The sequence below is a fragment of the Rhodobacter sp. TJ_12 genome (assembly GCF_020023995.1).
Classification (GTDB): domain Bacteria; phylum Pseudomonadota; class Alphaproteobacteria; order Rhodobacterales; family Rhodobacteraceae; genus Rhodobacter.
Genome location: NZ_NRRD01000001.1, coordinates 220,353 through 246,012, shown reverse-complemented (window position 1 = coordinate 246,012; position 25,660 = coordinate 220,353). Strand labels below are relative to the sequence as shown.

The window sequence follows — 25,660 nt, the reverse complement described above, 5'->3', positions numbered from 1 at the left end:
CGCTTATCTGATCTTGGCCTTAGCCGATCGCGACGGCTTTCACTTCGTCATCGACGTAGGGCACATATTGGGCGAAATTCTCTGCGAACATTTCGACCAGTTTTTTCGCCTGCGCATCATAGGCCGCGCCATCGGCCCAAGTCGCGCGCGGGTCAAGCAGCGTGGTATCCACGTCATGCACGGCCACCGGCACGTCAAAGCCGAAATTCGGGTCTTTGCGGAATTCGGCATTGTTGAGCGAGCCATCCAGCGCGCCGGTCAAAAGCGCACGGGTCGCTTTGATCGGCATGCGTTTGCCCACACCGAAGGCACCGCCGGTCCAACCGGTGTTCACCAACCAGCACGACGCGCCGGTTTTCGCGATCCGCTCGGCCAGCAGTTTGCCGTAAACTTCGGGGCGGCGCGGCATGAAGGGCGCGCCGAAGCAGGTCGAAAACGTCGGGATCGGCTCAGTCACGCCCACTTCGGTGCCCGGGGTTTTCGAGGTGAAACCCGAGAGGAAGTGATACATCGCCTGCGCCGGGGTCAGACGCGCGATCGGCGGCAGAACGCCATAGGCGTCACAGGTCAGCATGATCACGTTTTTCGGCTGGCCGCCCAAAGCGGTGTCCGAAGCATTGTTGATGTAATGCAGCGGATAGGCGCAGCGCATGTTTTCGGTCAACGAGCTATCGGTGAAGTCAAGCTCCAGCGTTTCCGGGTCGTAGACCATGTTTTCGACCACGGTGCCGAACATCGAGCAGGTGTTGTAGATATCCGGCTCGGCTTCTTTCGACAGGTTGATCGTTTTCGCGTAGCAGCCGCCTTCAAAGTTGAAGATGCCGTTGTCCGACCAGCCATGTTCGTCATCGCCGATCAAAACGCGCGACGGGTCCGCCGACAGCGTGGTTTTGCCGGTGCCCGACAGGCCAAAGAACACCGCCGAGTCATCGGGGTTGCCAATGGCGTGGTTGGCCGAGCAGTGCATCGCCATGATGCCTTCGCCGGGCAGGATGTAGTTGAGCAGCGTGAACACGCCTTTTTTGTTTTCACCGGCATAGGCGGTGTTCGCGATCAAAATGGTTTTCTTCGCGAAGTTCAGCGCGATCACCGTTTCGGTGCGGCAGCCATGACGCTCCGGATCAGCTTTGAAGCTGGGGCAGTTCACGATCGTCCAATCGGGGGCGAAGGTGTCCAGTTCTTCGCGCTCGGGGCGGCGCAGCATGGTGCGCATGAACAGGCTGTGCCACGCAAGCTCGGTGACCATGCGCACGTAAAGGCGGTGTTCCGGATCGGCGCCGCCGTAAAGATCTTCGACGAAGTAATCTTTGCCCTTCATGTGCTCAAGCATATCGGCGTGCAGCACGTCGAATTTCTCGGGCTCCATGGGCTTGTTGTTTTCCCACCAGATCGTGTCTTCCACATCGGGGGTGCGCACAACGTGTTTATCTTTGGGCGAACGGCCGGTGTGTTTGCCGGTCGAGCAATAAAAGGCACCGCCCTTCCCCAAAGTGCCTTCGCCCCGCTTGAGCGCTTCTTCGATCAGCGCGGGCTCCAGCAGGTTGTAATAGACATTGCCGAGACCAGTAATGCCCTGATCTTCCAAGCGCTTGGCTGGGTTCACGCGTCCGATGGTCATGTTTCGCTCCCGTTGCCGCAATGTGCTGCGGCGCAGTGATTCCTCCCGGCATCCGTTTCGCAGGGATGCCGATCCGCGCAAGAATATTGCGGATGGTCGCGCTATAGCACGCTGCCTTCGCAAAAGAACAGAAGCCTTTGTCGCAGGTAGCGCAAACATAAAAGAGTTAGCGCCACCAGCTCTCCAAGGTGAGACAAATTAGTCAAACCTTCGCTTTTTTCGCCTGAACTGATTCCGTCGAAGCCCCCGATTCGCACATCGGAGTTGATTCCGTGCGGTGGAAAAGAGACAATGATAGGTAATTATAAAATAACAACGACGCTATGAGGGTGCAGGACATGTCGCGGATCGCACTGGTCGATGATGACCGGAATATTTTGACCTCCGTTTCGATGACGCTGGAGGCCGAGGGCTACGAGGTCGAGACCTATAACGACGGGCAAGCTGCCCTTGACGCGTTCAACAAGCGCCTGCCGGACATGGCCGTGCTCGACATCAAGATGCCACGGATGGATGGGATGGAATTGCTGCAACGGCTGCGCCAGAAAACCTCCATCCCGGTGATTTTCCTGACCTCCAAGGATGACGAAATCGACGAGGTTCTTGGCCTGCGCATGGGCGCCGATGACTACGTCAAGAAACCCTTCAGCCAGCGTCTTTTGGTCGAACGCATCCGGGCGCTTTTGCGCCGCCAGGAAGCCATTTCTACCGGCGAGGTTCCCACCACCGAGGAAACCAAGGTGATTGTCCGCGGGTCTTTGACGATGGACCCGTTGCGCCATTCGGTGACCTGGAAGGGCAAGGAAGTCACGCTGACCGTGACCGAATTCCTGCTTTTACAAGCGCTGGCCCAGCGCCCCGGCTTTGTCAAAAGCCGCGATCAGTTGATGGATGTCGCCTATGACGATCAGGTCTATGTCGACGATCGCACCATCGATAGCCACATCAAACGGTTGCGCAAAAAGATGCGCGCCGCCGATGACGATTTTTCCGCTATCGAAACGCTGTATGGCATCGGCTATCGTTACAACGAAGAATGACTCTGGCCCAGCGCATAGGGTTTGGACGGTCTCAGATGCGACGCCCTGCGAAATCCGAAACGGATGTGGTCCTCGGAGAGGATTGGGTCGGGCCGTCAAGCGCGATCGATGCTGACCTTGCCAAAGGCCGCAAACGGCGCGGCTTCATCGCGCTGAACCATTCGCCGCTGGCACGCAAGATCATCACTTTCAACCTTCTGGCGATGGTGGTGATGGTGGCCGGGGTGCTGTATCTCAACCCCTTTCGCGACAGCCTGGTGTTTCAACGCGAAAGCGCGATCGTCAGCGAAGCGGAACTGGTCGCCGATGTGTTCGAGGCGCATATGCCCACCGCCGCGCCGGTGAACCTAGCCGCCGGTGACGGGATCGATGTGATCGCCGCAATGCGCGGGATCGAACTGCCCGAGGGCGCAACGATCTATGTCTTTGACGGGGCGGGCAACCTGATTGCTGATTCCGCCGCGATCGGCACCGCTCCGCGCGAAGACGTGGAGGGGCTTGGCATCGACACCCGCTCCACCGTGATCACCGATCTGCTGAACCGGGGCTGGGAATGGGTCGCGGCATTCGTGCGCCGCGATGATGACGAAGCCCAGAGGCTTGATACCCGCGCCATTGCCGAATCGCTGGCACAGGAGGTGAGCGCGGATAGAACCGTGATGACAACCGATCGCGACGCCTCGGGCGCGACGATCTTTTCGGTCGCGACAGGACTTTACCAAAACGGCAACATGGTCGGCACGATCGCCATGACCTCTGCCGCGGGCGAGATTGACCAGCTTGTGCGGGTGGAGCGCGAACAGGTGCTGCAGATGTTCGTGATCGCGATCATCGTGTCGATCGGGCTCAGCCTCGTTCTGGCCTCGACCATCGCCAATCCGCTCTCCGACCTTGCCGCCGCCGCCGAGATCGGGCGCGACCGCAATTCGCGCAAAATGTCGCCGGGCCGGGTGCGGATCCCGGATCTGACCGCGCGGCCCGATGAAATTGGCCGCCTTTCGGGCGCGCTGCGCGGCATGGTTGCCGCGCTTTACGACCGGATCGATGCGAATGAACAATTCGCCGCCGATGTGGCGCACGAAATCAAGAACCCGCTGGCCAGTCTGCGCTCTGCCGTAGCCTCGCTCCATGTCGTCAAACGCGACGAGCAGCGCATCCAGCTTTTGAATGTGATTGACCACGACGTGAAACGGCTCGACCGGCTGGTAAGCGATATTTCCAATGCCTCGCGGCTTGATAGCGAGCTGGTGAAGGAAGAAGAAGAACGCTTTGACCTGCTCAAAATGGTCAATAACATCGGTGAATATCTGGGCGCACAGGCGGCCGACAGGGGGGTGGAATTCATAACCGACTTGCCCGACGAGCCGATTTTCATCACCGGGCTTGAAGCGCGGCTGGCGCAGGTGTTCGTCAACCTGATCACCAATGCGATCAGCTTTTGCGACGATGGTGATGCCGTGCGGGTCTGGGCGCGCAAACGCGAAAACCGCGTGCTGGTCGTGGTCGAGGATACAGGCCCCGGCATTCCCGAAGAGGCGCTGACCAAAGTGTTCAAGCGGTTTTACTCGCAGCGTCCCGAAGGCCAGTTTGGGGATCATTCGGGCCTTGGGCTGGCCATTTCCAAACAGATTGTCGAGGCGCATGGCGGCGTGATCTGGGCCGAAAACATCCGCCCGACCGATGCCGATATCACCTCCGAACCGCTGGGCGCGCGCTTCGTGGTCGGATTGCCGGTGTAAGCGCCTTGGACGTGGGGGCCGCAACGATCCATGCGACCGCCGTTGCGCGCGATGCCGAGACCGGCGTTTTGATCCTTGGCCCCTCCGGCAGCGGCAAATCAAGCCTTGCATTGCGGCTGATGGCCTTGGGCGCGCATCTGGTGGCCGATGATCGCGTGGCGCTGTCTTCGGAGGCCGGAAAGCTTGTCGCGCGCGGCCCGTCCCGGATCGCCGGGTTGATCGAGGCGCGGGGCGCGGGGCTGTTACGTGCCGATCCCCTGCCCGCCGCGCGGATCGTGCTGGCCATCGACATGGGCCAAGATGAGACAGATCGCCTGCCGCCCTCACGCGAGATTGCCCTGTGCGGCGTCACCCTGCCTCTTGTGCTGCGCTTGCAACATGGTCATCTTGAAGCGGTGATCTGGCAATGGCTAAGGGCCGGGAGAGCGATGTGAACAAGGCCGCCGCAAAACCGGCCGACGCGCAAGCAGATGGAACCACGCGGCTGGTGTTGGTCACCGGCCCGTCGGGGGCCGGGCGCACCACCGCCATCGCTGCGCTGGAAGACCTTGGCTATGAAGCGATCAACAATCTGCCGCTAAGCCTTGTGCCCCGTCTGCTTGATGGCCCCCTGCCCCGCCCGATGGCATTGGGCATCGATGTCGGTAACCGGGATTTTTCCGCCGCGGCCCTGATTGAACTGATCGACCGGATCACCCGCGCGCCCGGACTACGGCTTGAGGTGCTGTATCTTGATGCCTCTGCCGAGGCCCTGATCCGGCGCTATTCCGAAACCCGGCGCCGCCATCCGCTTTTGCCCGAGGCCCAGCCCGTAGCCGGGATCGAACAGGAACTGGACCTTTTGGCGCCGATCCGGATGCGCGCCGATGTCTTGCTGGACACCTCGGCCATGAGCCCGCATGACCTGCGCGCCGAGGTGGCGCGCTGGTTCGATATGGGCGAAATCGCGCGGCTTGCGATTTCGATTCATAGTTTCAGCTACAAACGGGGCACGCCGCGCGGGCTCGATATGATGTTCGACTGCCGGTTCTTGACCAATCCGCATTGGGTGCCCGACCTGCGCCCGCTGACCGGGCTGGACCCGGCGGTGGCCGCCCATGTTGCGGGTGATCCTCGGTTTGCAGACTTCCTGTCGCGGGTGTGCGGGTTGCTGCTGTTTCAACTTCCGGCGCATATCGACGAAGGCAAGGCTCATCTTGCGGTTGGCTTTGGGTGCACCGGCGGGCAACACCGATCCGTTGTGATGACCGAAGCCGTCTCCAAGGCCCTTGCACAGGCTGGCTGGCAAGTGTCTAAACGGCACAGGGAACTGGAGCGACGGGCGCAGACGCTGCCCGCAGGGAAAGGGGCAAAAGGCGCGTGATCGGGATCGTGATCGTGGCACATGGCGGGCTGGCGCGGGAATACCTCGCGGCGGTCGAACATGTTGTCGGCCCGCAAGAGGGGATCCGCGCCATCACCATTGAAGACGACCATGACCGGGGCGCCAAACAGGCCGAAATCCGCGCCGCCGCCGATGCGGTCGACGCCGGACAAGGCGTGGTGGTGGTCACCGATATGTTTGGCGGCTCCCCCTCCAACCTCAGCCTGATGGCCTGCGAAGCTGGCGGGCGCGAAATCATTTACGGCGCAAACCTGCCGCTTCTGATCAAACTGGCCAAATCGCGCAGCCTTGGCGTGCATGCGGCGGTGGAAGCCTCGCTCGATGCCGGGCGGAAATATATCAACTGCTATTCGACGGGCGGAGTCGCGGGCAAGTGAGCGTCTCAAGAGTTTTGAAGATCGTCAATGAAAAGGGCCTACACGCGCGGGCCTCGGCCAAATTCGTCGAAGTGGTCGAGGATCACGACGCCCGTGCCGAGGTTGAGAAGGACGGCATGAAAGTCTCGGGCGATTCGATCATGGGGCTGTTGATGCTGGCCGCCGCGCGCGGTACCTCGATCGAGGTCACCACCTTCGGCGCCCAAGCCGAAGAACTGGCCGAAGCGCTGGATGCTTTGGTGGCCGACCGCTTCGGCGAAGACATGTAAGCCGCAAGGCAAAGGGGTTCGGTGTGAATGCAGATGGGCGCGTAAGCGTAGAGCAAGTGGAACAGAAGCCCTATGACAAGGGGCGACTGTCCTATGCCGGCACCTTCACCAACCCGTGGAAAGCCGGCACGATCCGCGCGATCGAATGGGCCACGGCCAAGCTCAAATTGCTCAGCCTGATCCGCAAGTTTGAACGCCGGGGCGCGCCCTTTGGGCAGCCGTTCTGGCCGCAGGCGCTCGACATCATGGGGATTGAGGTCACCACCCCTGCCGAACAGGTCGCGCGCATTCCGAAAACCGGCCCGTTGGTGGTGGTGGCGAACCACCCGCATGGTCTGGTGGATGGCATGGTGCTGGCCTATCTGATCGGACAGGTGCGCACCGATTACAAAATCCTGACGCGCTCGCTTTTGACCGGCATTCCAGAGATTGCCGAATTCATGCTGCCGGTGCCTTTCCCGCATGAACCCAATGCGCAGGAAGACAGCCTGAAAATGCGCGCCGAATGCATGGCAACGCTGAAGGCGGGCGGAGTGATCGTGCTGTTTCCGGCGGGGGCCGTGGCGCATTCAAAAACCTTCTTCGGCCCGGCAATCGAGGGTGAATGGAACCCCTTCACCGCCAAGATGCTCGCGCGGTCGGGCGCATCGGTCTTGCCGATCTATTTCCCGGGCAAAAATTCGCGGATTTACCAGATCGCCAACAAGCTGAGCCCGACCCTGCGCCAAGGGCTGCTGCTTTATGAAATCCGCCGCGCGCTGAACAAAAAGCAAAGCCCGGTGATCGGCCCGGCCAAATCCGCCCAAGAGATCGCCCCCGCGCTCAAGAACCCGCGCCAATTCTTGGCCGATTTGCGCGCCGAAACGCTGGCCTTGCGCAACTAAACCAGCACCCGCTCCATATCGCGATGCGGGATCCCCGCATCGTCATAGACCGGACCGAAGGCAACGAAGCCCAGCCTTTCGTAAAAGCACAGCGCGTGCATCTGTGCGCCCAATTGCACGCGGGTGCAGCCCAAGGCGCGCAGCCGCTCACATCCCGCCAAGATCAGCGCCTTTCCAAGCCCCGTGCCGCGCGCCGGGGCGGCCACGCAAACGCGGCCGATCTTGCCCAAATCGCCCGTTAAGAAAAGACGCGCTGTGCCCAAGGGCGTATCACCGTCCAGCGCCAGAAGGTGGATCGCTGCCCCGTCCAGATCATCCCATTCCTCCGCCTCGGCAATACCCTGCTCTTCGATAAAGACGGCGCGGCGTAGCGCATGCGGTGCCGTCAGGTCCGGGGCCTCGAAGATCTTCATGCGAAATAGTCCCGCAAGATGCGGGTGTAGATGCGTTTAAGCGCGGTGATCTGCGCCACCTCGATCCGCTCATCCACTTGGTGCATCGTCTTGCCGACCAGACCGAATTCCAGCACCGGGCAATGGTCTTTGACGAAACGCGCATCCGAGGTGCCCCCCGAGGTGGACAACTCGGGAGTGACCCCGGTTTCCGCCGCGACCGCGCGCGCCACAAGCGCCACGAAATCGCCCGGCGGCGTCAGGAAACTTTCGCCCGACACCTCGGTGCGCAGTGCCACGCGCACGCCCGTCGCGGCCTCGACCCCGGCAATTAGCCCCTTGGCCCAAGCTTCCAGCGTGGCCGAGGAATGCGCATCGTTGAAGCGAATATTCACGGTGGCCCGCGCCTTGGCCGGGATCACATTATTGGCCGGGTTTCCGCAATCGATGGTCGTGACCTGCAAGGTCGACGGATCGAAATGATCCGTGCCCTCATCCAAGGGTTGCGCCGTCATCTGCCCCAGAAGGTCGACCAGCGCATGCAGCGGGTTTTTGGCGCGATGCGGATAGGCCGAATGGCCCTGCACGCCCTCCACCTCAATATAGAAGGTCATCGAACCCCGGCGCCCGATCTTCATCATCTGGCCCAGCACATCGGGGCAGGTGGGCTCGCCCACAAGACAGACCGACATCGCCTCGCCCTGCGCCGCCATCCAATCGAGCAGCGCGCGCGTGCCGTCGCGGCCCGGGCCCTCTTCATCGCCGGTGATCGCCAGCACGATCGCCCCTTCGGGAGGGGTGTCCCGCACGAAATCAACGGCCGCCGCCGCAAACGCGGCCACACCCGACTTCATATCGGTTGCACCGCGCCCCCACAGCACGCCATCGATAATCTTGCCGCTAAAGGGGTCATGCGTCCAAGCGCCCGCATCCCCCACCGGCACCACATCGGTGTGTCCGTTGAAACCAAAGGTTTTGCCGCCCTGCGCGCCCCAACGGGCAAACAGATTGGGCACGCCGTTGCGATCCACCCGCGTGCAGGTAAAGCCTGCCTTGGACAAAAGCCGCTCCAGCAGCACAAGCGCGCCCCCTTCGGCGGGGGTAACAGAGGGGCAACGGATCAAATCCGCGGTCAAGGCAATCGGATCGGTGGTCATGGCAGGCTCCTGTCTTGTCCCAGCCTTAGCCCTGCCCGCGCGCGGGCGCAACGGCGCGGCTGCGGTGTTGAGGTATGCCCATGTAAGGCGGAGCACGAGCGGCAGAGCGCCGCCACCGTCGCGGCCCGATCCCCGCCCAGGAAAAATCGCGCACGACACATTCGGTCTTTGATTAGGCTTCGCGCGAATTTTTATTGCGCTGCACCTGCAAAATGCCTAAGCACTCTGGAACCGCAAAACAACCGCGCCGAATCCCGGCGCAGATGGGGCTGACATGACCGAGACGATCCTTCTTGCCGACCTGCTTGCGCTGACCGAAGCGACCCTGCCCGAGATCGCAACGCTGACCGCACAGGCCACCGAGGGCCTGAAAACCAAGGTCAGCCGCGAAGGCAAAGTGTCCAATGCCGCGTTGGAAGCGGATCAATATGCCGCCCATGCGCTGGCGTGGCTCGCCACCTATAACCAGTCGCTGATCCAACTGCGCGGCTGGGCGGGCCGCGTGGCCGAAGCGGGGCAATTCGGCGAGATGGAACAGTTGATCTTGCAGATCGGCTTTGGCGAATACCTCAACCAGATCGCCGGCGGCATCCCGATGAGCCAAGGCGAGGCCGCGCGTTTGACCGACTTGGGCGTGTCATGGGAACCGTCCGAGGCGGCGCGCAAGCTGATGACCGAGGGCAACACCAATGCCGCCCGCATGGCGCTGGTGGCCCGGATGCAAGACAACCATGGCCGCGCGCTCTTTGGTACCTCTGGCTTGGATGAAGAACTGGAAATGATCCGCGATCAATTCCACCGCTATGCCGAGGAACGGGTGATCCCGAACGCGCATGAATGGCACCTCAAGGACGAACTGATCCCGATGGAAATCATCGAGGAACTGGCGGAACTGGGCGTCTTTGGCCTGACGATCCCCGAGGAATATGGCGGGCTAGGCCTATCCAAAGCTTCGATGGTCGTGGTGACCGAGGAACTGTCGCGCGGTTACATCGGTGTTGGCTCGCTTGGCACGCGTTCGGAAATCGCGGCCGAGCTTATCATCTGCGGCGGCACCGAGGAGCAAAAGCAAAAATGGCTACCGGGGCTCGCTTCGGGCGAAATTCTGTCGACCGCTGTTTTCACCGAGCCGAACACCGGCTCGGACCTTGGCAGCCTGCGCACCCGCGCGGTGAAGGACGGCGATGATTGGGTGGTGACCGGCAACAAAACCTGGATCACCCATGCCCAGCGCACCCATGTGATGACGCTTTTGGCCCGCACCGAACCCGACACCACCGATTGGCGTGGCCTGTCGATGTTCTTGGCCGAGAAGACCCCGGGCACCGACGACAACCCCTTCCCGACGCCCGGCATGACCGGTGGCGAAATCGAGGTTTTGGGCTATCGCGGCATGAAGGAATACGAGCTGGGCTTTGACGGCTTCCGCGTGAAGGGCGAAAACCTTCTGGGCGGCGAGACCGGCAAAGGCTTCAAACAGCTGATGGAGACCTTTGAATCGGCGCGCATTCAAACCGCGGCGCGCGCCGTGGGTGTGGCGCAAGCGGCCTGTGAGATCGGCATGCAATATGCGATCGACCGCAAGCAATTCGGCAAATCGCTGATCGAATTCCCGCGCGTGGGCAGCAAGCTGGCGATGATGGCGGTCGAAATCATGATCGCCCGGCAGTTGACCTATTTCTCGGCTTGGGAAAAAGACCACGGCCACCGCTGCGACGTGGAAGCCGGCATGGCGAAACTGCTCGGCGCACGCGTGGCTTGGGCGGCTTCGGACAACGCATTGCAAATTCACGGCGGCAACGGCTTTGCGCTGGAATATGCCATTTCGCGTATTCTGTGTGACGCCCGCATCCTGAACATCTTCGAGGGTGCGGCTGAAATTCAGGCGCAAGTGATCGCACGTCGCCTGCTCGGCTGAGCCGGTCCACATTGCATCAAGCGGGGCCTTTCGGGCCCCGTTTTTTATTGCGTATCCAAAGGTTTCGCGCAATCTGGCGGGAAAGGAGACCGCCATGATCCGTGATGCCCGCCCTGAGGATGCCGAAGCGATCTGCACGATCTACAATGACGCCGTGCAAAACTCGACCGCGATCTGGAACGAGATTGTGGTGGATGCCGAAAACCGCCGCGCCTGGATCGCAGAGCGCCAAGCGGCAGGCTTTCCGGTGCTGGTGTGGGACGAAGGCGATCAAGCCTTGGGTTATGCCAGCTTTGGCCCGTTTCGCCCGCATGATGGCTATCGGTTGACGGTCGAACATTCGGTCTATGTCCACCCCGATCATCGCTCTGGCGGCAAGGGCGCGCAGTTGATGGAAGCGCTGATTGCCCGCGCGCGGGCGGAGGGCTTTCACGTTATGGTCGCGGCGATTGATGCGGCGAACACAGGTTCAATCCGCCTACATGCGCGGTTGGGCTTTGCCGAAGTGGGCGTGATGCGCCACGTGGGCAAAAAGTTCGGGCGTTGGCTTGATTTGGCGCTGATGCAACTGGTGCTGGATGACCGCCTTCAGCCCTGACGGGTGATGGCTTCGATCAACCGCCGCCGCGCCTCGGGCAGTTGCTTGCGGGCGTGGTCTTCGGCAAAGCGGGTCAGAAAATGGCCGGTGAGGGTGAGGCCCTCGCCAATCTCCCCCCAAGTGGCCGGGCCTTGGCCCAAAAGGCACAGCGGCAAAGGCAACAGGCGCGGGGCCCAATCGCCCGCGCCTGCACGGCTGACCGCCCGGCCCGAGCGCGGCGAGACATAAGCCAGATCCTCGCGCGTGCCGGTGACCGCGCAACGGCTCAGGTCAAGCCCGGTGCCAAGGTCATCGAGCAGCGCCAATTCCCAGTGCAGGTAATCCACCACCCACCCTTCTGCCGCTTGTCCGATCACAGTAAAAAGCGGCTCTGTCGCTGCATAGAGTCGGGGGTGCGGGTCGCGTTCGGCCAGCACAAAAGACAAAAGCGCGCAAACCGAATTGAGACCCATCAGCGCCAAGCGGTCTGACAGTGCTCCCGCGCGCGAGGCCAAAGGCTCAACCGTGAAGCTGCCCAAATGATCTTCGAGCCGCGCGCGCCAAGTCAGTGCGACATGGCTGCCGGGCATCAAGGTCGCCGCCATCTTACGCGACGCCCCGCCGCGCACCACCCCAAGGTGGCGGCCATGCATGGCCGTAAACACCTCGACAATCGCCGAGCTTTCGCCATGCAGGCGGGTCGAAAGGATCGTGCCTTGGTCTTGCCAGTCCATCTGTTTCGCCAAAGGCGGGGGGCTGTCTGCCCCCCGGAACCCCCCGAGGATATTTGGACAAAGTCGAAGGGGAAAGTCAGTCTTTCAGACCGTCTTCATCCAAAAGCGTGCGGCCATGCCGGGCCTCTAGCTCCACGACCCAAAGATCGGGGTCAAAGCTGCGCTGCTTGCGGATGCTTTCATCCACATCACGCTCGGGGCCTTCGGTCAACACAGTCCAAGCCTCGCTATCGGTCATCAGGTCAAAGCGGCGGGTGTAAAGTTTGGCTTGACCATCCAGCGTGGCGCATTTCACCATCACCGCGCCGCTATCGGGTTGCCCCTTGGCGGCGATATAGGCGGGGATATTGTTCAGCTCCAACCGTTTGAGATAGGCCCGCACCCAAAGTTCGGCGCGCAAACGGGGCGGCATGGTCAGTTGCCGTCCTTGAAGTCGAGCCCCATTTCCGAATAGCGCTCAGCTTCATCTTGCCAGTTCTCGCGCACCTTCACCTGCAAGAACAAGTGCACCGGGCGGCCCATGAAATCGGCCAGATCGTGGCGCGCGGCGGTGGAGATGCCCTTGATCGTCTCGCCACCCTTGCCCAGCACAATGCCCTTGTGCCCATCGCGGCTGACATAGATCACTTGGTCGATCCGGGCGGAGCCATCGGGGCGTTCTTCCCAGTTTTCCGTCTCGACGGTCAATTGATAGGGCAGTTCTTCATGCAGACGAAGGGTCAGCTTTTCGCGCGTGACCTCGGCGGCGATCATCCGCATCGGCAGATCGGCGATCTGGTCTTCGGGGTAATACCACGGGCCAACGGGGACTTCTTCGGCCAGCCAGCCGCGCAGATCGTCAACGCCATAGCCCTTTTCGGCCGAGATCATGAAGGTCCGCACAAAGGGGAATTCGGCATTGGCTTTCTCGGCCAGTTCCAAAAGCCGCTCGGCTTTCACCTTGTCGATCTTGTTGATGGCAAGCGCGACGGGCTGCGTCCCCTCGCGCGATTTCAGCGCTTCCAAAATCGCCATCACCCCATCGGTCAGGCCGCGATGCGCCTCGATGAGCAGCACCACAATATCGGCATCGGCGGCGCCACCCCAAGCGGCAGTGACCATCGCCCGGTCAAGGCGGCGGCGCGGGCGGAAGATGCCGGGGGTATCGACAAAGACGATCTGGCTTTGGCCCGCCATGCAAACCCCGCGAATACGGGCGCGCGTGGTTTGCACCTTATGGGTGACGATCGAGACCTTGGCGCCGACCATCTGATTGAGCAGCGTCGATTTACCGGCATTGGGTTCGCCGATCAGGGCCACAAAGCCCGCGCGGGTGGTTTCGGTCATCTGGACTCCTGAAGTTTGCTGCGGAATAGTCCATTCCCTCCCGCAAGGCTAGCGGGAACCGAATTTTGTAAAAAGGGATTTTCATGAGATTGGTGCGTCGGCTTATCCGAATATTGATTGGTTCGCAGAAACCCAAGCGCAAAACACCCTCGCAACGGGTGCCGGTCGTGGACGTGAGACGGACCAGTTCCTCGGTTGCGGCGGTGTCGTTGCAACCGACGGAAATCTGTGTCGAGGTTGCGCCTCGGATTCTTTTAGGGAAATGCTGGGTTGTCGATGGCGATACGATCATCATCAATAAGACCCGCATCCGTCTGGCGGGAATTGATGCCCCAGAGATGGATCATCCCTATGGAAAGAAATCCAAATGGGTGCTTCACGCCCTGTGCAAGGATCAGGTTATTCGTGCGGAGTTGACGGGAGATACCAGCCATGAGCGCGTGGTGGCGACCTGTTATCTTGAAGATGGGCGCGATCTCTCTGCCGAGATGGTGAAGGCAGGCTATGCGCTCGACTGGTCAAAGTTCTCAGGCGGTAAATATCGCAGCTTGGAAGTGCCAGACGCACGCAAGAAGCTGTGGCGGGCGGCGGCACGACAGCGTGGACGTATGCCGCCAAGTTAACCGGTCAGCCCTGTTCCAACCGCGCCAAAAGCGCCTTGGCGGCGGCTTGTTCGGCTTGGCGTTTGGAGCCGGCCACTGCCTCTTCGCTATCGCCCGAGTCGAGCTTCACGGCGATGCGGAACTTTGGCGCGTGGTCGGGGCCGTCACGGCCCATGGTTTCATAGCGCGGCGGGCTCATGCCGCGCGCTTGCGCCCATTCCTGAAGCGCGGTTTTCGGGTCACGGGCATCTTGTTCGACCCTGTCGATACGCTTGCCCCACAAGCGCAGCACCAGCGCTTTGGCGACCTCGAACCCCGCATCCAGATAGACGGCGGCAATTACCGCCTCCATCGCATCGCCCAAAAGCGCTTCTTTGCGCCGCCCGCCCGACATCATTTCGGACCGGCCCAATTTCAGCACCGCGCCAAGGTCGATCTCGCGCGCCACCGCGGCGCAGGTTTCTTTGCGCACCAGCGCGTTGAAGCGCGGCGCCAGTTGGCCTTCCGAAGCGGCGCGATCGGCGCGAAACAGCGCCTCCGCCATCGAAAGCCCCAAGACCCGGTCGCCCAGAAATTCCAGCCGCTGGTTATCGGGCCGCGTGGCTGAGCCCAGCGAAGAATGGGTGAGCGCGCGCACCAGAATTTCGGGCTTCTCAAATGTATGACCGAGCCGCGTCATGAACGCGGCGAGATCCGCCGAGACTTTCATTCCACCGCCTTGAAGAAGCGATCCGAACGCCAGGTCCAGAAATAGAACAGCGACCGGCCCGCCGACGAGAACATCACCCGATCCGCACGTCCGATCAGGTAGTCGGCAGGCACGAAACCGACGCCGCCGATGCTTTGCGGGAAGCGGCTGTCTTCGGAATTGTCGCGGTTGTCGCCCATAAAGAAATACTTGCCCTCGGGCACCGTAAAGACCGGGGTATCATCGGCGCGACCGTCGGTCACGATATTGAGGATGTCATGGCTGACGCCATTGGGCAGCGTTTCGATCTGACGCGGCTTGATGCAATCGGCACCTTCGCCCACCGGGTCATTGGCGCAGCGCGGGCGGCCTTTTTGCGGGCCTTGCGGTTCATAGGTTTCCACGAACTGCCCGGCGTTTTGCAGCTTCACTGGGGCACCGTTGATATGCAACACGCCCTTGATCATCTGGATCTTGTCGCCCGGCAGACCGATCAGACGCTTGATGAAATCAACATTCTTGGTGGGATGACGAAACACCACAACATCGCCGCGCTCGGGCTCCGCCGCAAAGAGCCGCCCCTCAATCGGGCAGGGCGAGAAATCGGGCCCGGCAAAGGGGCAGGAATAGCGCGAATAGCCATAGGCCATCTTGTTGACGAACAAGAAATCGCCAATCAGCAACGTGTCCTTCATCGAGCCCGAAGGAATCCAGAACGGCTGAAAGAAAAGCGTGCGGAAAATGCCGGCAATAACGAGCGCCCAGAACAGGGTGCGGATGGTTTCGCCGATGCCGCCTTCGGATTTGCTGGCCATGCTGCTCTGCCTCTTGTGAAAACCTTGCCTTCCTTGGCCCGATGCGGGGGCCAAGTCAAGGAAGGGGGCGGGCTTCAATCACCACAAAGGCCTGTGCCCATGGGTGATCATCGGTCAGCGTGACATGCACGATCGCCTCATGGCCCGGCGGTGTCATCGCCGCCAGCCGTTCTGCCGCCCAGCCGGTCAATTGCATCACCGGCTGCCCAGTGGGCAGGTTCGTGACCGCCATATCCTTCCACGCGATTCCCATGCGCAGGCCGGTCCCCAAGGCCTTGGAACAGGCCTCTTTCGCGGCCCAACGCTTGGCATAGGTGCCCGGCGTGTCCGCGCGACGTTCCGCCTTGGCGATCTCGGTGGGCGTGAAGACACGGTTACGAAACCTGTCCCCGAACCGCGCAAGTGTTCCGGCGATCCGTTCGATATTCGCCAAATCGGTGCCAATGCCGAGGATCATGCGCCGCTCACGCCCGGGCTGCGTCCATCAGTCGCCGCATTTCTGCTATCGCCGGACCAAGCCCGATAAAGACGGATTCCGCGATCAGGAAATGCCCGATGTTAAGCTCGGCGATCTCGGGAATTTCGGCAATTGGGGTGACAGTTTCATAGGTCAGCCCATGGCCCGCATGCACCTCTAGCCCAAGGCGGGCGGCAAGCGCCGCGCCCTTGCGCAAAGCCTCAAGCTCGGCATCGCGTTCGGCAAATTTGCCCGCGTAATGCAGATCGCAATAATGGCCGGTGTGCAACTCCACCACCGCGGCCCCAATCGCGGCCGAAGCTTCGATCTGGCGCGGATCGGGGGCAATGAACATCGACACCCGCGCCCCTGCTTGCCGCAAAGGCGCGATAAAGGCGGTGAGCCGGGCCTGATCCTTGATCACATCCAGCCCGCCCTCGGTCGTGCGTTCTTGCCGCTTTTCGGGCACAAGGCAGACGGCATGGGGTTTGGTAGCGACCGCGATCTTGCCCATCTCGTCCGTCGCGGCCATTTCGAAATTCAGCGGGATGGACAGATTGGCCTTCAACTCCGCCATATCGGCATCGCGAATATGGCGGCGATCTTCGCGCAGATGCGCGGTGATCCCGTCAGCACCCGCTTCTTGCGCCAAAAGCGCGGCGCGCAGCGGGCTGGGATAGGCCGACCCCCGCGCATTGCGCAGCGTGGCCACGTGATCGATGTTGACGCCAAGGCGGATCGAGCGGGTCATGGGAACCTCCGGGGGGTAGTTGGCGCCACTATGCCCAATGCCATCGACAGAGGGAAGAGACCCGCTTATCCGCGCCCGGGTTCGTGATCGGTTTCAGGGCTGTTTTCGGCCAGTTTTTCGGCATCCGCCCGCTCTGGCGGCACCAATGCGCCCTCAGGCGCCCCTTCGATCGGGTCTTCTTCGACGGGCTTGCGTTGCGGCAGCTTGGCCTTGAGCTTGGCCAGCCGTGCCTTCAGCCGCAACTTGCGCGCATGCTGATAGGCGGTGACCAGCGGCAATGCGATGTAATAGCCGATCAAGCCGGCAATCGTGCCCATCACCAACCCGCCCAACAGATAGGGCAAGAAGATGTCATGGAAGAATTCCGACATGCCGCGCCAATGGGTCGGCTCATCGGTGAAAATGGCAATCAGATTATGGCGGGTATCGACAAAGGCCTGCGCGAAGATATCGAGCAACCCCTCGGCATGGGCCGGGTCATAGCTTTCCCACATCATCCAATGCCCCAGCTTGATCGCGCTTAGCGCAATCAACGGGAAAGTCAGCGGGTTGCCGATCACCGTCGCAAACAAAGAGGCCAGAACATTGCCCCTGACCAATTTGGCCAGCACCGCCGCCACAATCAGGTGAATCCCGAACAGCGGGGTGAAAGAAACGAAGATGCCGATGAAGATGCCACGGGCGATCCGATGCGGCGGATCGGGCAAACGGTTCAGCCGGTGGCGGATATAGGTAAAGGCCCGCGCCCAACCGCCGCGCGGCCAAAGCGAATCCCGCAGCACCGCCTGCCAGCTGCGCTTGTTTCGCCGTTTGAAAACCACGTCTTCCCTTCCGCCCCGCTTAGGGCTTGCGCGCAAGATCCCGCCAGCGTTCCACCTGCGCCACGTCCGACTCCGCCTCTAGCGCAGTCAGCAGCCGGTGCAGGTGTTCGGCATCGCGTAATTCGACCTCTATCACAACGGAGTAAAAGTCCGGTTTGCGATCGATGAAATTCAGATCCGAGATATTGGCCTTTTGTGCCCCAATCAACGTGCATATATGGCCAAGAACCCCGGCATCATTCGAGATCGTGATCTTGAGCGAGACGGAATAAGCAGGCGGGTGTTCGCCATCCTGCCAATGCAGATCGACCCAGCGCGCGGGCTGATCTTCCACTTCTTCCAATGCAGGGCAATCGATGGCGTGGATCACCACACCCTGCCCCCGATAGGTGATGCCGACGATCCGCTCGCCCGGCAGCGGCTGACAGCAGGCCGCGCGGCGGAAATGCTGATCCGCGCCAAGCCCAATCACCGCGCGGCTCGGCTCAATCGTGGCCGGGCCACGCTGCGCAAGGTCGGGGTAAAGCGTTTCCAGCACTTCGCGCGCGGTGATCTCGGCAGAGCCGAGCCGGGCCAGAAGCTCTGTCTCATCGGGCAGGCTCAGCGCCTTGGCGGCGGTGCGCAGCGCCTTGTCCGACACTTTGCGCCCCACATGTTCAAAGGCCACCCGCGCAAGTTCGGCGCCCAGCTTCACAAACCGGGTTCGGTCTTCTTCGCGCAAGCTCTTGCGGATCGAGGCCTTGGCACGGCCCGTGGCCACAATATCAAGCCAAGTGGGCTGCGGGCGCTGACCGGCGGCGGTGATTACCTCGACCGACTGGCCGTTTTTCAACCGGGTCCAAAGCGGTACGCGAATGCCATCGACCTTGGCGCCCACGCAAGAATTGCCGATCCGGGTATGGATCGCATAGGCAAAGTCAATCGGCGTGGCGCCCTTGGGCAATTTGATCACGTCGCCCTTGGGCGTGAAGCAGAACACTTGGTCCGAATACATCTCGAGTTTGACATTCTCGAGGAATTCGTCGTGATCGCCTTCGCCAAAGCGTTCATTAAGCGATTTCAGCCATTTGGCCGGGTCTACGGCAAAGGGGTTCAGCGCGCGTTCACCATCACGGTAAGACCAATGCGCGGCCACGCCCGCCTCGGCCACCTCGTGCATTTGCCGGGTGCGGATCTGCACCTCGACGCGCTTGCCATCGCGGCCCGACACAGTGGTGTGGATCGAGCGATAGCCGTTCGATTTGGGTTGGCTGATGTAATCCTTGAACCGGCCCGGCACCGAACGCCAGCGCTGGTGGATAAGCCCCAGCACGGTATAGCAATCGGCCACGTCTTGGGTGATGACACGGAAACCATAGATATCCGACAGGCGCGAGAAGGTGAGGCTTTTTTCCTCCATCTTACGCCAGATCGAATAGGGGCGCTTGGCGCGGCCGAACACATCCGCGTCGATCCCGGCCTTTTCCAATTCATGGCGGATGTCGGCGGTGATCTGCGAGATCACATCGCCCGATTCCTTCTGCAACGAGACAAAGCGGCGAATGATAGAGGTGCGCGCCTCGTGGTTCAGCACCTTGAAGGCAAGGTCTTCCAACTCTTCGCGCATCCATTGCATGCCCATGCGGCCAGCAAGCGGCGCGAAAATCTCCATCGTTTCGCGCGCTTTCTGGGCCTGCTTTTCGGGCTTCATGGAGCGGATCGTGCGCATATTGTGCAGACGATCGGCCAGCTTGACCAAAATCACCCGCAAATCCTTTGACATCGCCATGAACAGCTTGCGGAAATTTTCCGCCTGTTTCGTGGCGCTGGACGCAAGTTGCAAGTTGGTCAGCTTGGTGACGCCATCGACCAGTTCGGCAATCTCGGTGCTGAACATCTCCTCGACCTCGGTATAGGTCGAGCGTGTGTCTTCGATTGTGTCATGCAAAAGCGCGGTGATAATGGTGGCATCATCCAGCCGCTGCTCGGTCAAAATCGCGGCCACCGCGACCGGATGCGTGAAATAGGGCTCGCCGGAATGGCGAAACTGCCCTTCATGCATACGCAACCCATAGGCGTATGCCTTACGGATCATATCGGCATTACAGCGCGGGTTGTAATTGCGAACGAGCGCGATCAGGTCTTCGACGTCGATCATACGCGCGCGCTCGCCTCCTTGGCCTTATTCGCGGCCCTGCGCGTCCATCAGGGCGCGGAGCATCCGCTCTTCGTCCATGTCGTCCGACTTCGGGCGATCCACTTCGCCCGACATCAGCAGCGACATCGAATCATCTTCGGGCTCGTCCACCTCGATCTGGGTCTGATTGCTTTCGATCAGCCGCTCGCGCAGATCATCGGCAAGCTGCGTTTCCTCTGCAATCTCGCGCAGCGCAACCACCGGATTCTTGTCGTTGTCACGATCAATGGTGATCGGGGCGCCAGACGCCACTTCGCGTGCACGATGAGCCGCGAGCATCACCAGCTCGAAGCGGTTCGGAACTTTATCAACGCAGTCTTCAACCGTCACGCGGGCCATCGGCATCTCCAGTCTAACGGGGAGGTGTGAACCGCCTACTTAGTCCCTTGCTCCGAGATTGACAAGCCGCGAACCCCGTCGAACGGCGCATAAAAGGGCACAATAGAAGCTTTTTCTACCGGATCGCGCCGGTCCAGCATCTGCATCACGGTCTCGCCCGTGGCCGGATGGCGCCATGCGGGCGCGATCTCTGCCAAGGGAATCAGCACAAAAGCCCGGTCGGCTATCCGGGGATGCGGCAAGATAAGTTCTTCGGGCGCGCGCGTCATCTGCACGTCAAGCGGCAGCGCACGCCATTCTGCCTGTGTCTGGGCATTGGGCAAGATCGCATCCCCCACCGCGATCAGGTCAAGGTCGATCCCGCGCGCCCCCCATCGCGTCTGCCGCTCCCGCCCCAGACGGGCCTCGACCCGATGCAGCGCGGCCAGAAGTGAGTCGGGCGCTAACAGCCCCTGCATCAGCGCGCAGCCATTGACATAATCGGGCCCGGACCCCGCGGGGAAAGCGGGCGAGCGGTAAAACCGGCTGATGGCGCGCAGAAAAAGCCCCTCTTCCGCCAGAAATTCAAAGGCTTTCACAAGACTTTGCGCGGGAAGACCTGCTACAGTAGGAAGATTGCCGCCAAAAGCTATAACTGATGTGTTACTATACATAAAGACAGATACCTTCCCCGTTGGGCGCTTGCTAGGTAAGCGCTCTATCAGACGGTTTCTGCGGCGTATTGTGCATATCGTTTTCCGCGTCAACCACTCGGCACATGCCACCGCGGGACCGATGGAAAGGACTTATTGATGTTTTACAAAGACGAACGTCTGGCGCTCTTTATCGATGGCTCGAATCTTTATGCGGCCGCGAAAGCGCTTGGGTTCGATATCGACTACAAGCTGCTGCGTCAGGAATTCGAACGCCGTGGCAAGTTGGTGCGAGCCTTCTACTACACCGCTCTGCTGGAGAACGAGGAATATTCCCCGATCCGCCCGCTGGTCGACTGGTTGCACTATAATGGCTACGCCATGGTGACCAAGCCCGCCAAGGAATACACCGATTCCATGGGCCGCCGGAAGGTGAAGGGCAATATGGACATCGAACTGGCTGTGAATGCGATGGAGCTCGCCCCCCGGCTCGACCACGCAGTTCTGTTCTCGGGTGACGGCGATTTCCGCCCGCTGGTCGAGGCGCTGCAACGCATGGGCGTTCGGGTGTCGGTGGTTTCCACGATCCGCAGCCAACCGCCGATGATCGCCGATGAACTACGCCGCCAAGCCGATAATTTCATCGAACTTGATGCGCTGCGCGACGTGATCGGCCGCCCGCCGCGCGAACCGCGCGAAGCCTCGGCAGAAGTTCCCGAAAGCTGACCTCTGCGCCGCGCTTTGCGGGACACCCATTTTCAGGCGGCGGGCTTTCCGCCGCCTTTTGCATGGCTTTGGCCCGCCGCGCCGGGCCGCGCCTTGACATCGGTTGCGGCGCTGCGGGATACGAAGGTCTTGGCGCGAAGGATCGAAACAGAATGGCTTGGAACTCGGACAGGGTAAGCGATGCTTTCCTCAGGGCTTTGATCTGGCTGGCGCGTCGCGTTCCCTATCGCACCCGTTTACGGCTTTTTGGCTGGGCGTCTGGCTATATCGTGGCCCCTTTGGGGGGGTTCATCACCAAGGCTGAACGCAACCTGCGCTTCATCCACCCCGACATGTCCCGCGCCGAGGCCCGCAAGATCGCGCGCCGCGTTGCGATCAACTTTGGCCGCAACACGATCGAGAATTACTGCAAGGACGAATTGGCCGAAGTGCTGCGCGAAAGCACGATCGAAGGGCCGGGCCTTGCCGATTTCAACGCCGCACTGGCCGAAGGGCGCGGGGTGTTGATCGTCTCGGGCCATATCGGCAATTACGAAACGCTGCGCGTTGCGATTCACAATATGGGGCACCCGGTCGCGGCGCTTTATCGCCCGGCCACGAACCCCTATTTCAATGCACATTACAAGACGACGATGGAAAGCCTGACCGGCCCCGCTTTCGCGCAGGGGCGTCAGGGGGTGATTGGCTTTACCCGGTATGTGAAGGCCGGGGGGGTCGGGGCGATGCTGTTCGACGTGCGCGCCTCGCAATACCCCGATGTCGATTTCTTTGGCCATCCTGCGCCCACCTCGACCTTTGCCGCAGAAATGCCGCTCAAGACCGGGGCGCTGCTTTTGCCGGTGTTTACCCGGCGCTGCGAAGACGGCATTCACCATGTGGTGCATTTCGAAACGCCCATCGCCGCGACCACGCCGCGCGAAATGACCGAGGAAATGACCCGCCGGTTGGAGGCGCGCGTGCGCAGCACCCCCGACCAATGGCTTTGGGTGCATGACCGCTGGGGGTCTGAACAAGTGCGCGCCCGCCGCGCCCAAGGGAGTGACAACGAATGAAACTTGGCCCGCGCGACATTGGCCCCGAACACCCGCCGCTGGTGATTGCCGAGATTGGCATCAACCATGGCGGCTCGCTTGAGGTCGCCAAGGACATGGTGCGGCTCGCCGCGGCTTCGGGGTGCGAATGCGTCAAGCATCAGACGCATATCCTTGAAGACGAAATGACCGACGAGGCGAAGCAGATTTTTCCGCCCAATGCCGATGTCTCGATCTGGGAGGTGATGGCACGCTGCGCGCTGTCGCGTGACGATGAAATCGAGCTCAAGCGCTATACCGAAAGCCTTGGGATGATTTATCTTTCGACCCCGTTTTCGCGCGCCGCGGCAGAGTTTTTGGAAGAGATCGGCGTCGTCGGCTACAAGATCGGCTCGGGCGAGGCGGATAACCTGCCACTCATTCGTCATATCGCGCGCAAGGGCAAGCCGGTGATCTTGTCAACCGGGATGCAGACGATTGAAACGATCCGCGCCAGCGTCGAAATCCTGCAAGCCTCGGGTGTGGATTTCGCTTTGCTCGAATGCACCAACCTCTACCCTTCCCCGCCCGAAATCGTCTCGCTCAAGGGCGTGACTGAATTGCAAACCGCCTTCCCCGGCGTGCCAGTGGGCTTTTCAGATCATTCGATCGGGCCGGAAATGGCGCTGGCTTCCGTGGCGCTGGGCGCGTGCATTCTTGAGCGTCATTATACCGACAGCCGCTACCGCGCGGGACCCGATATCATCAATTCGATGGATCCGGCGGAATTGCGCTTGCTGATCGACCGGTCGCGTGAAATCTGGATTGCCGCCAACAACCCCAAACAACGCACCGAAGCCGAAGAGCCCGTCTATCGCTTTGCCCGCGCCTCGGTCGTGGCCGATGCCGATCTGCCCGCGGGTCATGTGATCACCGAAGCGGATATCTGGGCGCGCCGCCCCGGTTCGGGCGAGATCGCGGGCTATGACTTTGACAAGGTGGTGGGCAAGCGGCTGACCCGCGCAGTTACCCGCAACACCCAGTTGAAGTGGGAGGATCTGGATCGGTAATGGCCATGCCGCCCCTTTGGAAGATCTATCGCGAGCTGGATCGCACACGCCAAATGCTGCACGCAGCGGCGGGTCGGATTTATGAGCCGTTTATCCAGCGCCGGCATGACCGCAACCGCCACCGTCTTTTAAAGGTGCATGACGGCACGCTGCCTTTGGCCCCCAAAGTCGCCTTGCTGCTGATCTACCAGCCGCGCGGGATCAGCAAAAGCGTGCTGCGCACATGCGAGCATCTGGCCGCAAAAGGCTATGCGCCGCTGGTTATCTCGAACACGCCGCTGTCGGCGGACGCTCTTAGCCAGTTGGGCTCACGCGCGTGGAAGATGATCGTGCGTCCGAACTACGGCTATGATTTCGGCGGCTACCGCGATGGGATCCTGTGGCTGCGCGAGCGCGGCGTCAGGATCGACCGGCTGATCGTGCTGAATGATAGCGTGTGGTTCCCGGTCTGGCCCGACGAGACATTTCTCGATCGGATGGAGGCCAGCGATTGCGACTTGGTCGGCGCCGTTATCCATGGCGCGCAAAAACGCCGCAAGGTTTCAAAGACACGCCCCGCTTTTCTGGAAAGCTATTTTTACCTGATCAATCGCCCTGCGCTGGACAGTGAGGCCTTTGGCCGATTTTGGACCGACTATCGTGTGTCTTCGATCAAATTCAACGCCGTCTATCGCGGGGAACGCAGCTTTTCGGGCTATCTTGAAAGGGCCGGTCATTCTGTTCAGGGCCTGATCAACACCGAAACCGTCTGCGCTGCGGTGCGCGCGCAAGACGACGCATTCATCTACAAAACCCTCGTATATGGCGCTTATACCGACCCCGAATTTGAGGCTGAGCGCAACACCCTGTTGGCCGAGGCACCCGGCAAAGCCGAATGGCGAGACACCGCCCTCGCGCATATCGAAAAGGTTCTCCGCCGACGGAGCAGCTATGCAAGCTTTCCATATGCCTCGTTTCACCTTCTGGGCATCCCTTTCGTGAAGAAAAGCCGGCTGCTGTTTATGGGCGAGGCCTTCGGCACAGTTCAGATCAAGATGCGGACCCAGCTTTTGAAAGCCATCGATGCGGGCGACATCCCCCCCCCTTGGCCCGAGGTTCTGGCAGAAATGCGCGCGATCGAAGGCGGAACGGCGGCATAGACACCAGCCCCTCGGGCAAAAGCGCCCAAGTGCGCGCGCAACGCAGACAGCCGCGCCACATTTTGTTAATTTAGTTTAATAACGGTTTATTTTTACGACGACCGAGTGACCGATACGCGAACGAGGAGATTACTTGATGAGCATTCCCCCCTTTTGGAAGATTAAGCGTGAACTGTGGCGGATCTGGCTTTCCCTGAAAGTCAAAGCGATCCGCCTTTTTGGTCTGAAGACAACGATGCGCTACGCCGACCTTGATATTCCCTTAAACCGCGAGGGCATAAGCGCCGAAATCGTCATGGGCATTGCAACGAACGTTTATGAAAAGCCCGAGATCGACGGACTTTGGCGCGTGCTGCGTCCGGGCGACAGGATCATCGAACTGGGGGCCGGCCTTGGTGTGGTGACGGCGCTGGCATCACGCGCTGTGGGCCAAGATGGCCGTATTCTGGCCTATGAGGCCAATGCCAACCTGTTGCAGGATACCAAGACATTTCTCGACCGCCACGGCGCAACCAATGTTGAACTCCGCCACGCCGTTCTGGTGCCCAATGCCACCCCAGGCGAGACGCGTGATTTCCATGTCTCACGGGTTTTCGCGGTCAGCTCCCTTGTGCCCCATGCGGGCAGCACGCGCCACAAGACCGTTTCTGTGCCCGCAGAAAATCCCGACGATGCGATCGCCCGCTTTCGACCAGATGTGCTGATTTGCGACATCGAAGGCGGCGAGGTGGATTTGATCCCGGCTTTGGATCTTTCCAGCCTACGTGCGGTGGTGATCGAGATGCATCCCAGACGGGTATCCGCCGAGCAATTGGACGCTGTGCGCATCTCTATGGAACGGCAGGGTCTGATACAGGACAAGGTGCCGCTCGGAGGCACTGTCGAACTCTTCACCCGACAGCCTGCGTCCTGAGAAACCAAGCGTATTGTAGTGTGGGCAGCACGGCGACTTGTTGCCTGCGCTATTACACACTGAAGCGCACCAGTTGATTGCCCCCCCAAAAGGCCAACTGCAAGCT

General features: G+C 61.0%; 29 protein-coding genes. 15 read left to right on the top strand and 14 right to left on the bottom strand.

What is annotated here, in order from left to right; genetic code table 11:
* Window positions 1–19: 19 nt before the first annotated feature.
* Window positions 20–1,618, bottom strand: a complete 1,599-nt coding sequence (locus tag CKO11_RS01200; protein ID WP_223632030.1) for a phosphoenolpyruvate carboxykinase — start codon at window positions 1,616–1,618, stop codon at window positions 20–22.
* Between the two features lie 338 nt (window positions 1,619–1,956).
* Between CKO11_RS01200 and CKO11_RS01195 the strand changes: the two genes are divergently transcribed.
* From CKO11_RS01195 to CKO11_RS01165, 7 genes are read left to right on the top strand one after another with little or no spacing between them, the layout of a single operon-like run.
* Window positions 1,957–2,658, top strand: a complete 702-nt coding sequence (locus CKO11_RS01195) for a response regulator transcription factor (protein WP_223632028.1) — start codon at window positions 1,957–1,959, stop codon at window positions 2,656–2,658.
* Complete coding sequence (locus tag CKO11_RS01190; protein WP_411741978.1) at window positions 2,655–4,397, top strand: stimulus-sensing domain-containing protein; 1,743 nt, start codon at window positions 2,655–2,657, stop codon at window positions 4,395–4,397. Before CKO11_RS01195 ends, CKO11_RS01190 begins: the two co-directional genes overlap by 4 nt.
* A 5-nt stretch (window positions 4,398–4,402) precedes the next feature.
* Window positions 4,403–4,831 carry a serine kinase gene (locus tag CKO11_RS01185; RefSeq protein WP_263298361.1) on the top strand — a complete coding sequence of 143 codons (429 nt, stop codon included), beginning with the start codon at window positions 4,403–4,405 and terminating at the stop codon, window positions 4,829–4,831.
* Window positions 4,804–5,760 (top strand): RNase adapter RapZ, encoded by a 957-nt coding sequence (gene rapZ / locus CKO11_RS01180; RefSeq protein WP_411741977.1) that lies wholly within the window; start codon window positions 4,804–4,806, stop codon window positions 5,758–5,760. The genes CKO11_RS01185 and rapZ overlap by 28 nt, the downstream gene beginning before the upstream one ends.
* Window positions 5,757–6,158 carry a PTS sugar transporter subunit IIA gene (locus tag CKO11_RS01175; RefSeq protein ID WP_223632022.1) on the top strand — a complete coding sequence of 134 codons (402 nt, stop codon included), beginning with the start codon at window positions 5,757–5,759 and terminating at the stop codon, window positions 6,156–6,158. Before rapZ ends, CKO11_RS01175 begins: the two co-directional genes overlap by 4 nt.
* Window positions 6,155–6,427, top strand: a complete 273-nt coding sequence (locus tag CKO11_RS01170) for an HPr family phosphocarrier protein (RefSeq protein ID WP_223632020.1) — start codon at window positions 6,155–6,157, stop codon at window positions 6,425–6,427. Before CKO11_RS01175 ends, CKO11_RS01170 begins: the two co-directional genes overlap by 4 nt.
* Window positions 6,428–6,483: 56 nt before the next feature.
* The gene (locus CKO11_RS01165; RefSeq protein ID WP_223632018.1) at window positions 6,484–7,311 is read left to right on the top strand and encodes a lysophospholipid acyltransferase family protein; all 828 of its coding nucleotides are present in this window, start codon (window positions 6,484–6,486) and stop codon (window positions 7,309–7,311) included.
* Here the strand turns inward: CKO11_RS01165 and CKO11_RS01160 are convergent.
* Together CKO11_RS01160 and dapE are read right to left on the bottom strand one after the other, a co-directional pair.
* Window positions 7,308–7,724: a GNAT family N-acetyltransferase gene (locus tag CKO11_RS01160; RefSeq protein WP_223632016.1), complete on the bottom strand. Its 417-nt coding sequence runs from the start codon at window positions 7,722–7,724 to the stop codon at window positions 7,308–7,310. The two genes, CKO11_RS01165 and CKO11_RS01160, sit on opposite strands and share 4 nt — an antisense overlap.
* The gene (gene dapE, locus CKO11_RS01155) at window positions 7,721–8,860 is read right to left on the bottom strand and encodes a succinyl-diaminopimelate desuccinylase (RefSeq protein ID WP_223632014.1); all 1,140 of its coding nucleotides are present in this window, start codon (window positions 8,858–8,860) and stop codon (window positions 7,721–7,723) included. The genes CKO11_RS01160 and dapE overlap by 4 nt, the downstream gene beginning before the upstream one ends.
* Window positions 8,861–9,134: 274 nt before the next feature.
* On the opposite strand from dapE, the gene CKO11_RS01150 reads away from it, so the two are divergent.
* Together CKO11_RS01150 and CKO11_RS01145 are read left to right on the top strand one after the other, a co-directional pair.
* On the top strand, window positions 9,135–10,778 hold the full coding sequence (locus CKO11_RS01150; RefSeq protein ID WP_223632012.1) for an acyl-CoA dehydrogenase family protein: 1,644 nt from the start codon (window positions 9,135–9,137) through the stop codon (window positions 10,776–10,778).
* 94 nt (window positions 10,779–10,872) lie between these two features.
* Window positions 10,873–11,376 carry a GNAT family N-acetyltransferase gene (locus tag CKO11_RS01145; protein WP_223632011.1) on the top strand — a complete coding sequence of 168 codons (504 nt, stop codon included), beginning with the start codon at window positions 10,873–10,875 and terminating at the stop codon, window positions 11,374–11,376.
* Here the strand turns inward: CKO11_RS01145 and recO are convergent.
* From recO to era, 3 genes are all read right to left on the bottom strand, one after another.
* Window positions 11,367–12,089 (bottom strand): DNA repair protein RecO, encoded by a 723-nt coding sequence (gene recO / locus CKO11_RS01140; protein ID WP_223632010.1) that lies wholly within the window; start codon window positions 12,087–12,089, stop codon window positions 11,367–11,369. The genes CKO11_RS01145 and recO overlap by 10 nt on opposite strands.
* 76 nt (window positions 12,090–12,165) lie before the next feature.
* Window positions 12,166–12,501 carry a DUF1491 family protein gene (locus CKO11_RS01135; protein ID WP_223632009.1) on the bottom strand — a complete coding sequence of 112 codons (336 nt, stop codon included), beginning with the start codon at window positions 12,499–12,501 and terminating at the stop codon, window positions 12,166–12,168.
* A gap of 2 nt (window positions 12,502–12,503) precedes the next feature.
* Window positions 12,504–13,415 (bottom strand): GTPase Era, encoded by a 912-nt coding sequence (era, locus tag CKO11_RS01130; RefSeq protein ID WP_223632007.1) that lies wholly within the window; start codon window positions 13,413–13,415, stop codon window positions 12,504–12,506.
* An 83-nt stretch (window positions 13,416–13,498) separates the two neighbouring features.
* Here era and CKO11_RS01125 point away from each other — a divergent pair, with 83 nt between their 5' ends.
* Entirely contained in the window at window positions 13,499–14,038 is a 540-nt protein-coding gene (locus CKO11_RS01125) for a thermonuclease family protein (RefSeq protein ID WP_223632005.1), read from the top strand.
* 4 nt (window positions 14,039–14,042) lie between these two features.
* Here the strand turns inward: CKO11_RS01125 and rnc are convergent, their stop codons facing one another.
* The 8 genes from rnc to folK all read right to left on the bottom strand — a co-directional run bounded on the left by rnc (window position 14,043) and on the right by folK (window position 20,717).
* A complete protein-coding gene (rnc, locus tag CKO11_RS01120; protein ID WP_223632003.1) occupies window positions 14,043–14,726 on the bottom strand; it encodes a ribonuclease III in 684 nt (227 codons plus the stop codon).
* A complete protein-coding gene (gene lepB, locus CKO11_RS01115; RefSeq protein ID WP_223632002.1) occupies window positions 14,723–15,520 on the bottom strand; it encodes a signal peptidase I in 798 nt (265 codons plus the stop codon). The genes rnc and lepB overlap by 4 nt, the downstream gene beginning before the upstream one ends.
* Before the next feature lie 55 nt (window positions 15,521–15,575).
* Window positions 15,576–15,977: a holo-ACP synthase gene (gene acpS, locus CKO11_RS01110; protein WP_223632000.1), complete on the bottom strand. Its 402-nt coding sequence runs from the start codon at window positions 15,975–15,977 to the stop codon at window positions 15,576–15,578.
* Between the two features lie 7 nt (window positions 15,978–15,984).
* Window positions 15,985–16,728, bottom strand: coding sequence for a pyridoxine 5'-phosphate synthase (locus tag CKO11_RS01105; RefSeq protein WP_223631999.1), 744 nt, complete (start codon window positions 16,726–16,728; stop codon window positions 15,985–15,987).
* 65 nt (window positions 16,729–16,793) lie between these two features.
* Window positions 16,794–17,549, bottom strand: a complete 756-nt coding sequence (locus tag CKO11_RS01100; RefSeq protein WP_223631998.1) for a DUF2062 domain-containing protein — start codon at window positions 17,547–17,549, stop codon at window positions 16,794–16,796.
* 19 nt (window positions 17,550–17,568) lie between these two features.
* On the bottom strand, window positions 17,569–19,686 hold the full coding sequence (locus CKO11_RS01095; RefSeq protein ID WP_223631997.1) for a RelA/SpoT family protein: 2,118 nt from the start codon (window positions 19,684–19,686) through the stop codon (window positions 17,569–17,571).
* A gap of 24 nt (window positions 19,687–19,710) precedes the next feature.
* Complete coding sequence (gene rpoZ / locus CKO11_RS01090; protein ID WP_223631996.1) at window positions 19,711–20,064, bottom strand: DNA-directed RNA polymerase subunit omega; 354 nt, start codon at window positions 20,062–20,064, stop codon at window positions 19,711–19,713.
* 35 nt (window positions 20,065–20,099) lie between these two features.
* On the bottom strand, window positions 20,100–20,717 hold the full coding sequence (gene folK / locus CKO11_RS01085; protein WP_223631995.1) for a 2-amino-4-hydroxy-6-hydroxymethyldihydropteridine diphosphokinase: 618 nt from the start codon (window positions 20,715–20,717) through the stop codon (window positions 20,100–20,102).
* Window positions 20,718–20,855: 138 nt separating this feature from the next.
* Between folK and CKO11_RS01080 the strand changes: the two genes are divergently transcribed.
* The 5 genes from CKO11_RS01080 to CKO11_RS01060 all read left to right on the top strand — a co-directional run bounded on the left by CKO11_RS01080 (window position 20,856) and on the right by CKO11_RS01060 (window position 25,554).
* A complete protein-coding gene (locus tag CKO11_RS01080) occupies window positions 20,856–21,422 on the top strand; it encodes an NYN domain-containing protein (RefSeq protein ID WP_223631994.1) in 567 nt (188 codons plus the stop codon).
* Between the two features lie 152 nt (window positions 21,423–21,574).
* Complete coding sequence (locus CKO11_RS01075) at window positions 21,575–22,474, top strand: lysophospholipid acyltransferase family protein (RefSeq protein ID WP_223631993.1); 900 nt, start codon at window positions 21,575–21,577, stop codon at window positions 22,472–22,474.
* Window positions 22,471–23,502, top strand: a complete 1,032-nt coding sequence (locus CKO11_RS01070; protein WP_223631991.1) for an N-acetylneuraminate synthase family protein — start codon at window positions 22,471–22,473, stop codon at window positions 23,500–23,502. Before CKO11_RS01075 ends, CKO11_RS01070 begins: the two co-directional genes overlap by 4 nt.
* Window positions 23,502–24,641, top strand: a complete 1,140-nt coding sequence (locus tag CKO11_RS01065) for a rhamnan synthesis F family protein (protein ID WP_223631989.1) — start codon at window positions 23,502–23,504, stop codon at window positions 24,639–24,641. Before CKO11_RS01070 ends, CKO11_RS01065 begins: the two co-directional genes overlap by 1 nt.
* A gap of 136 nt (window positions 24,642–24,777) precedes the next feature.
* Window positions 24,778–25,554 (top strand): FkbM family methyltransferase, encoded by a 777-nt coding sequence (locus tag CKO11_RS01060; RefSeq protein WP_223631987.1) that lies wholly within the window; start codon window positions 24,778–24,780, stop codon window positions 25,552–25,554.
* Window positions 25,555–25,660 lie beyond the last annotated feature (106 nt).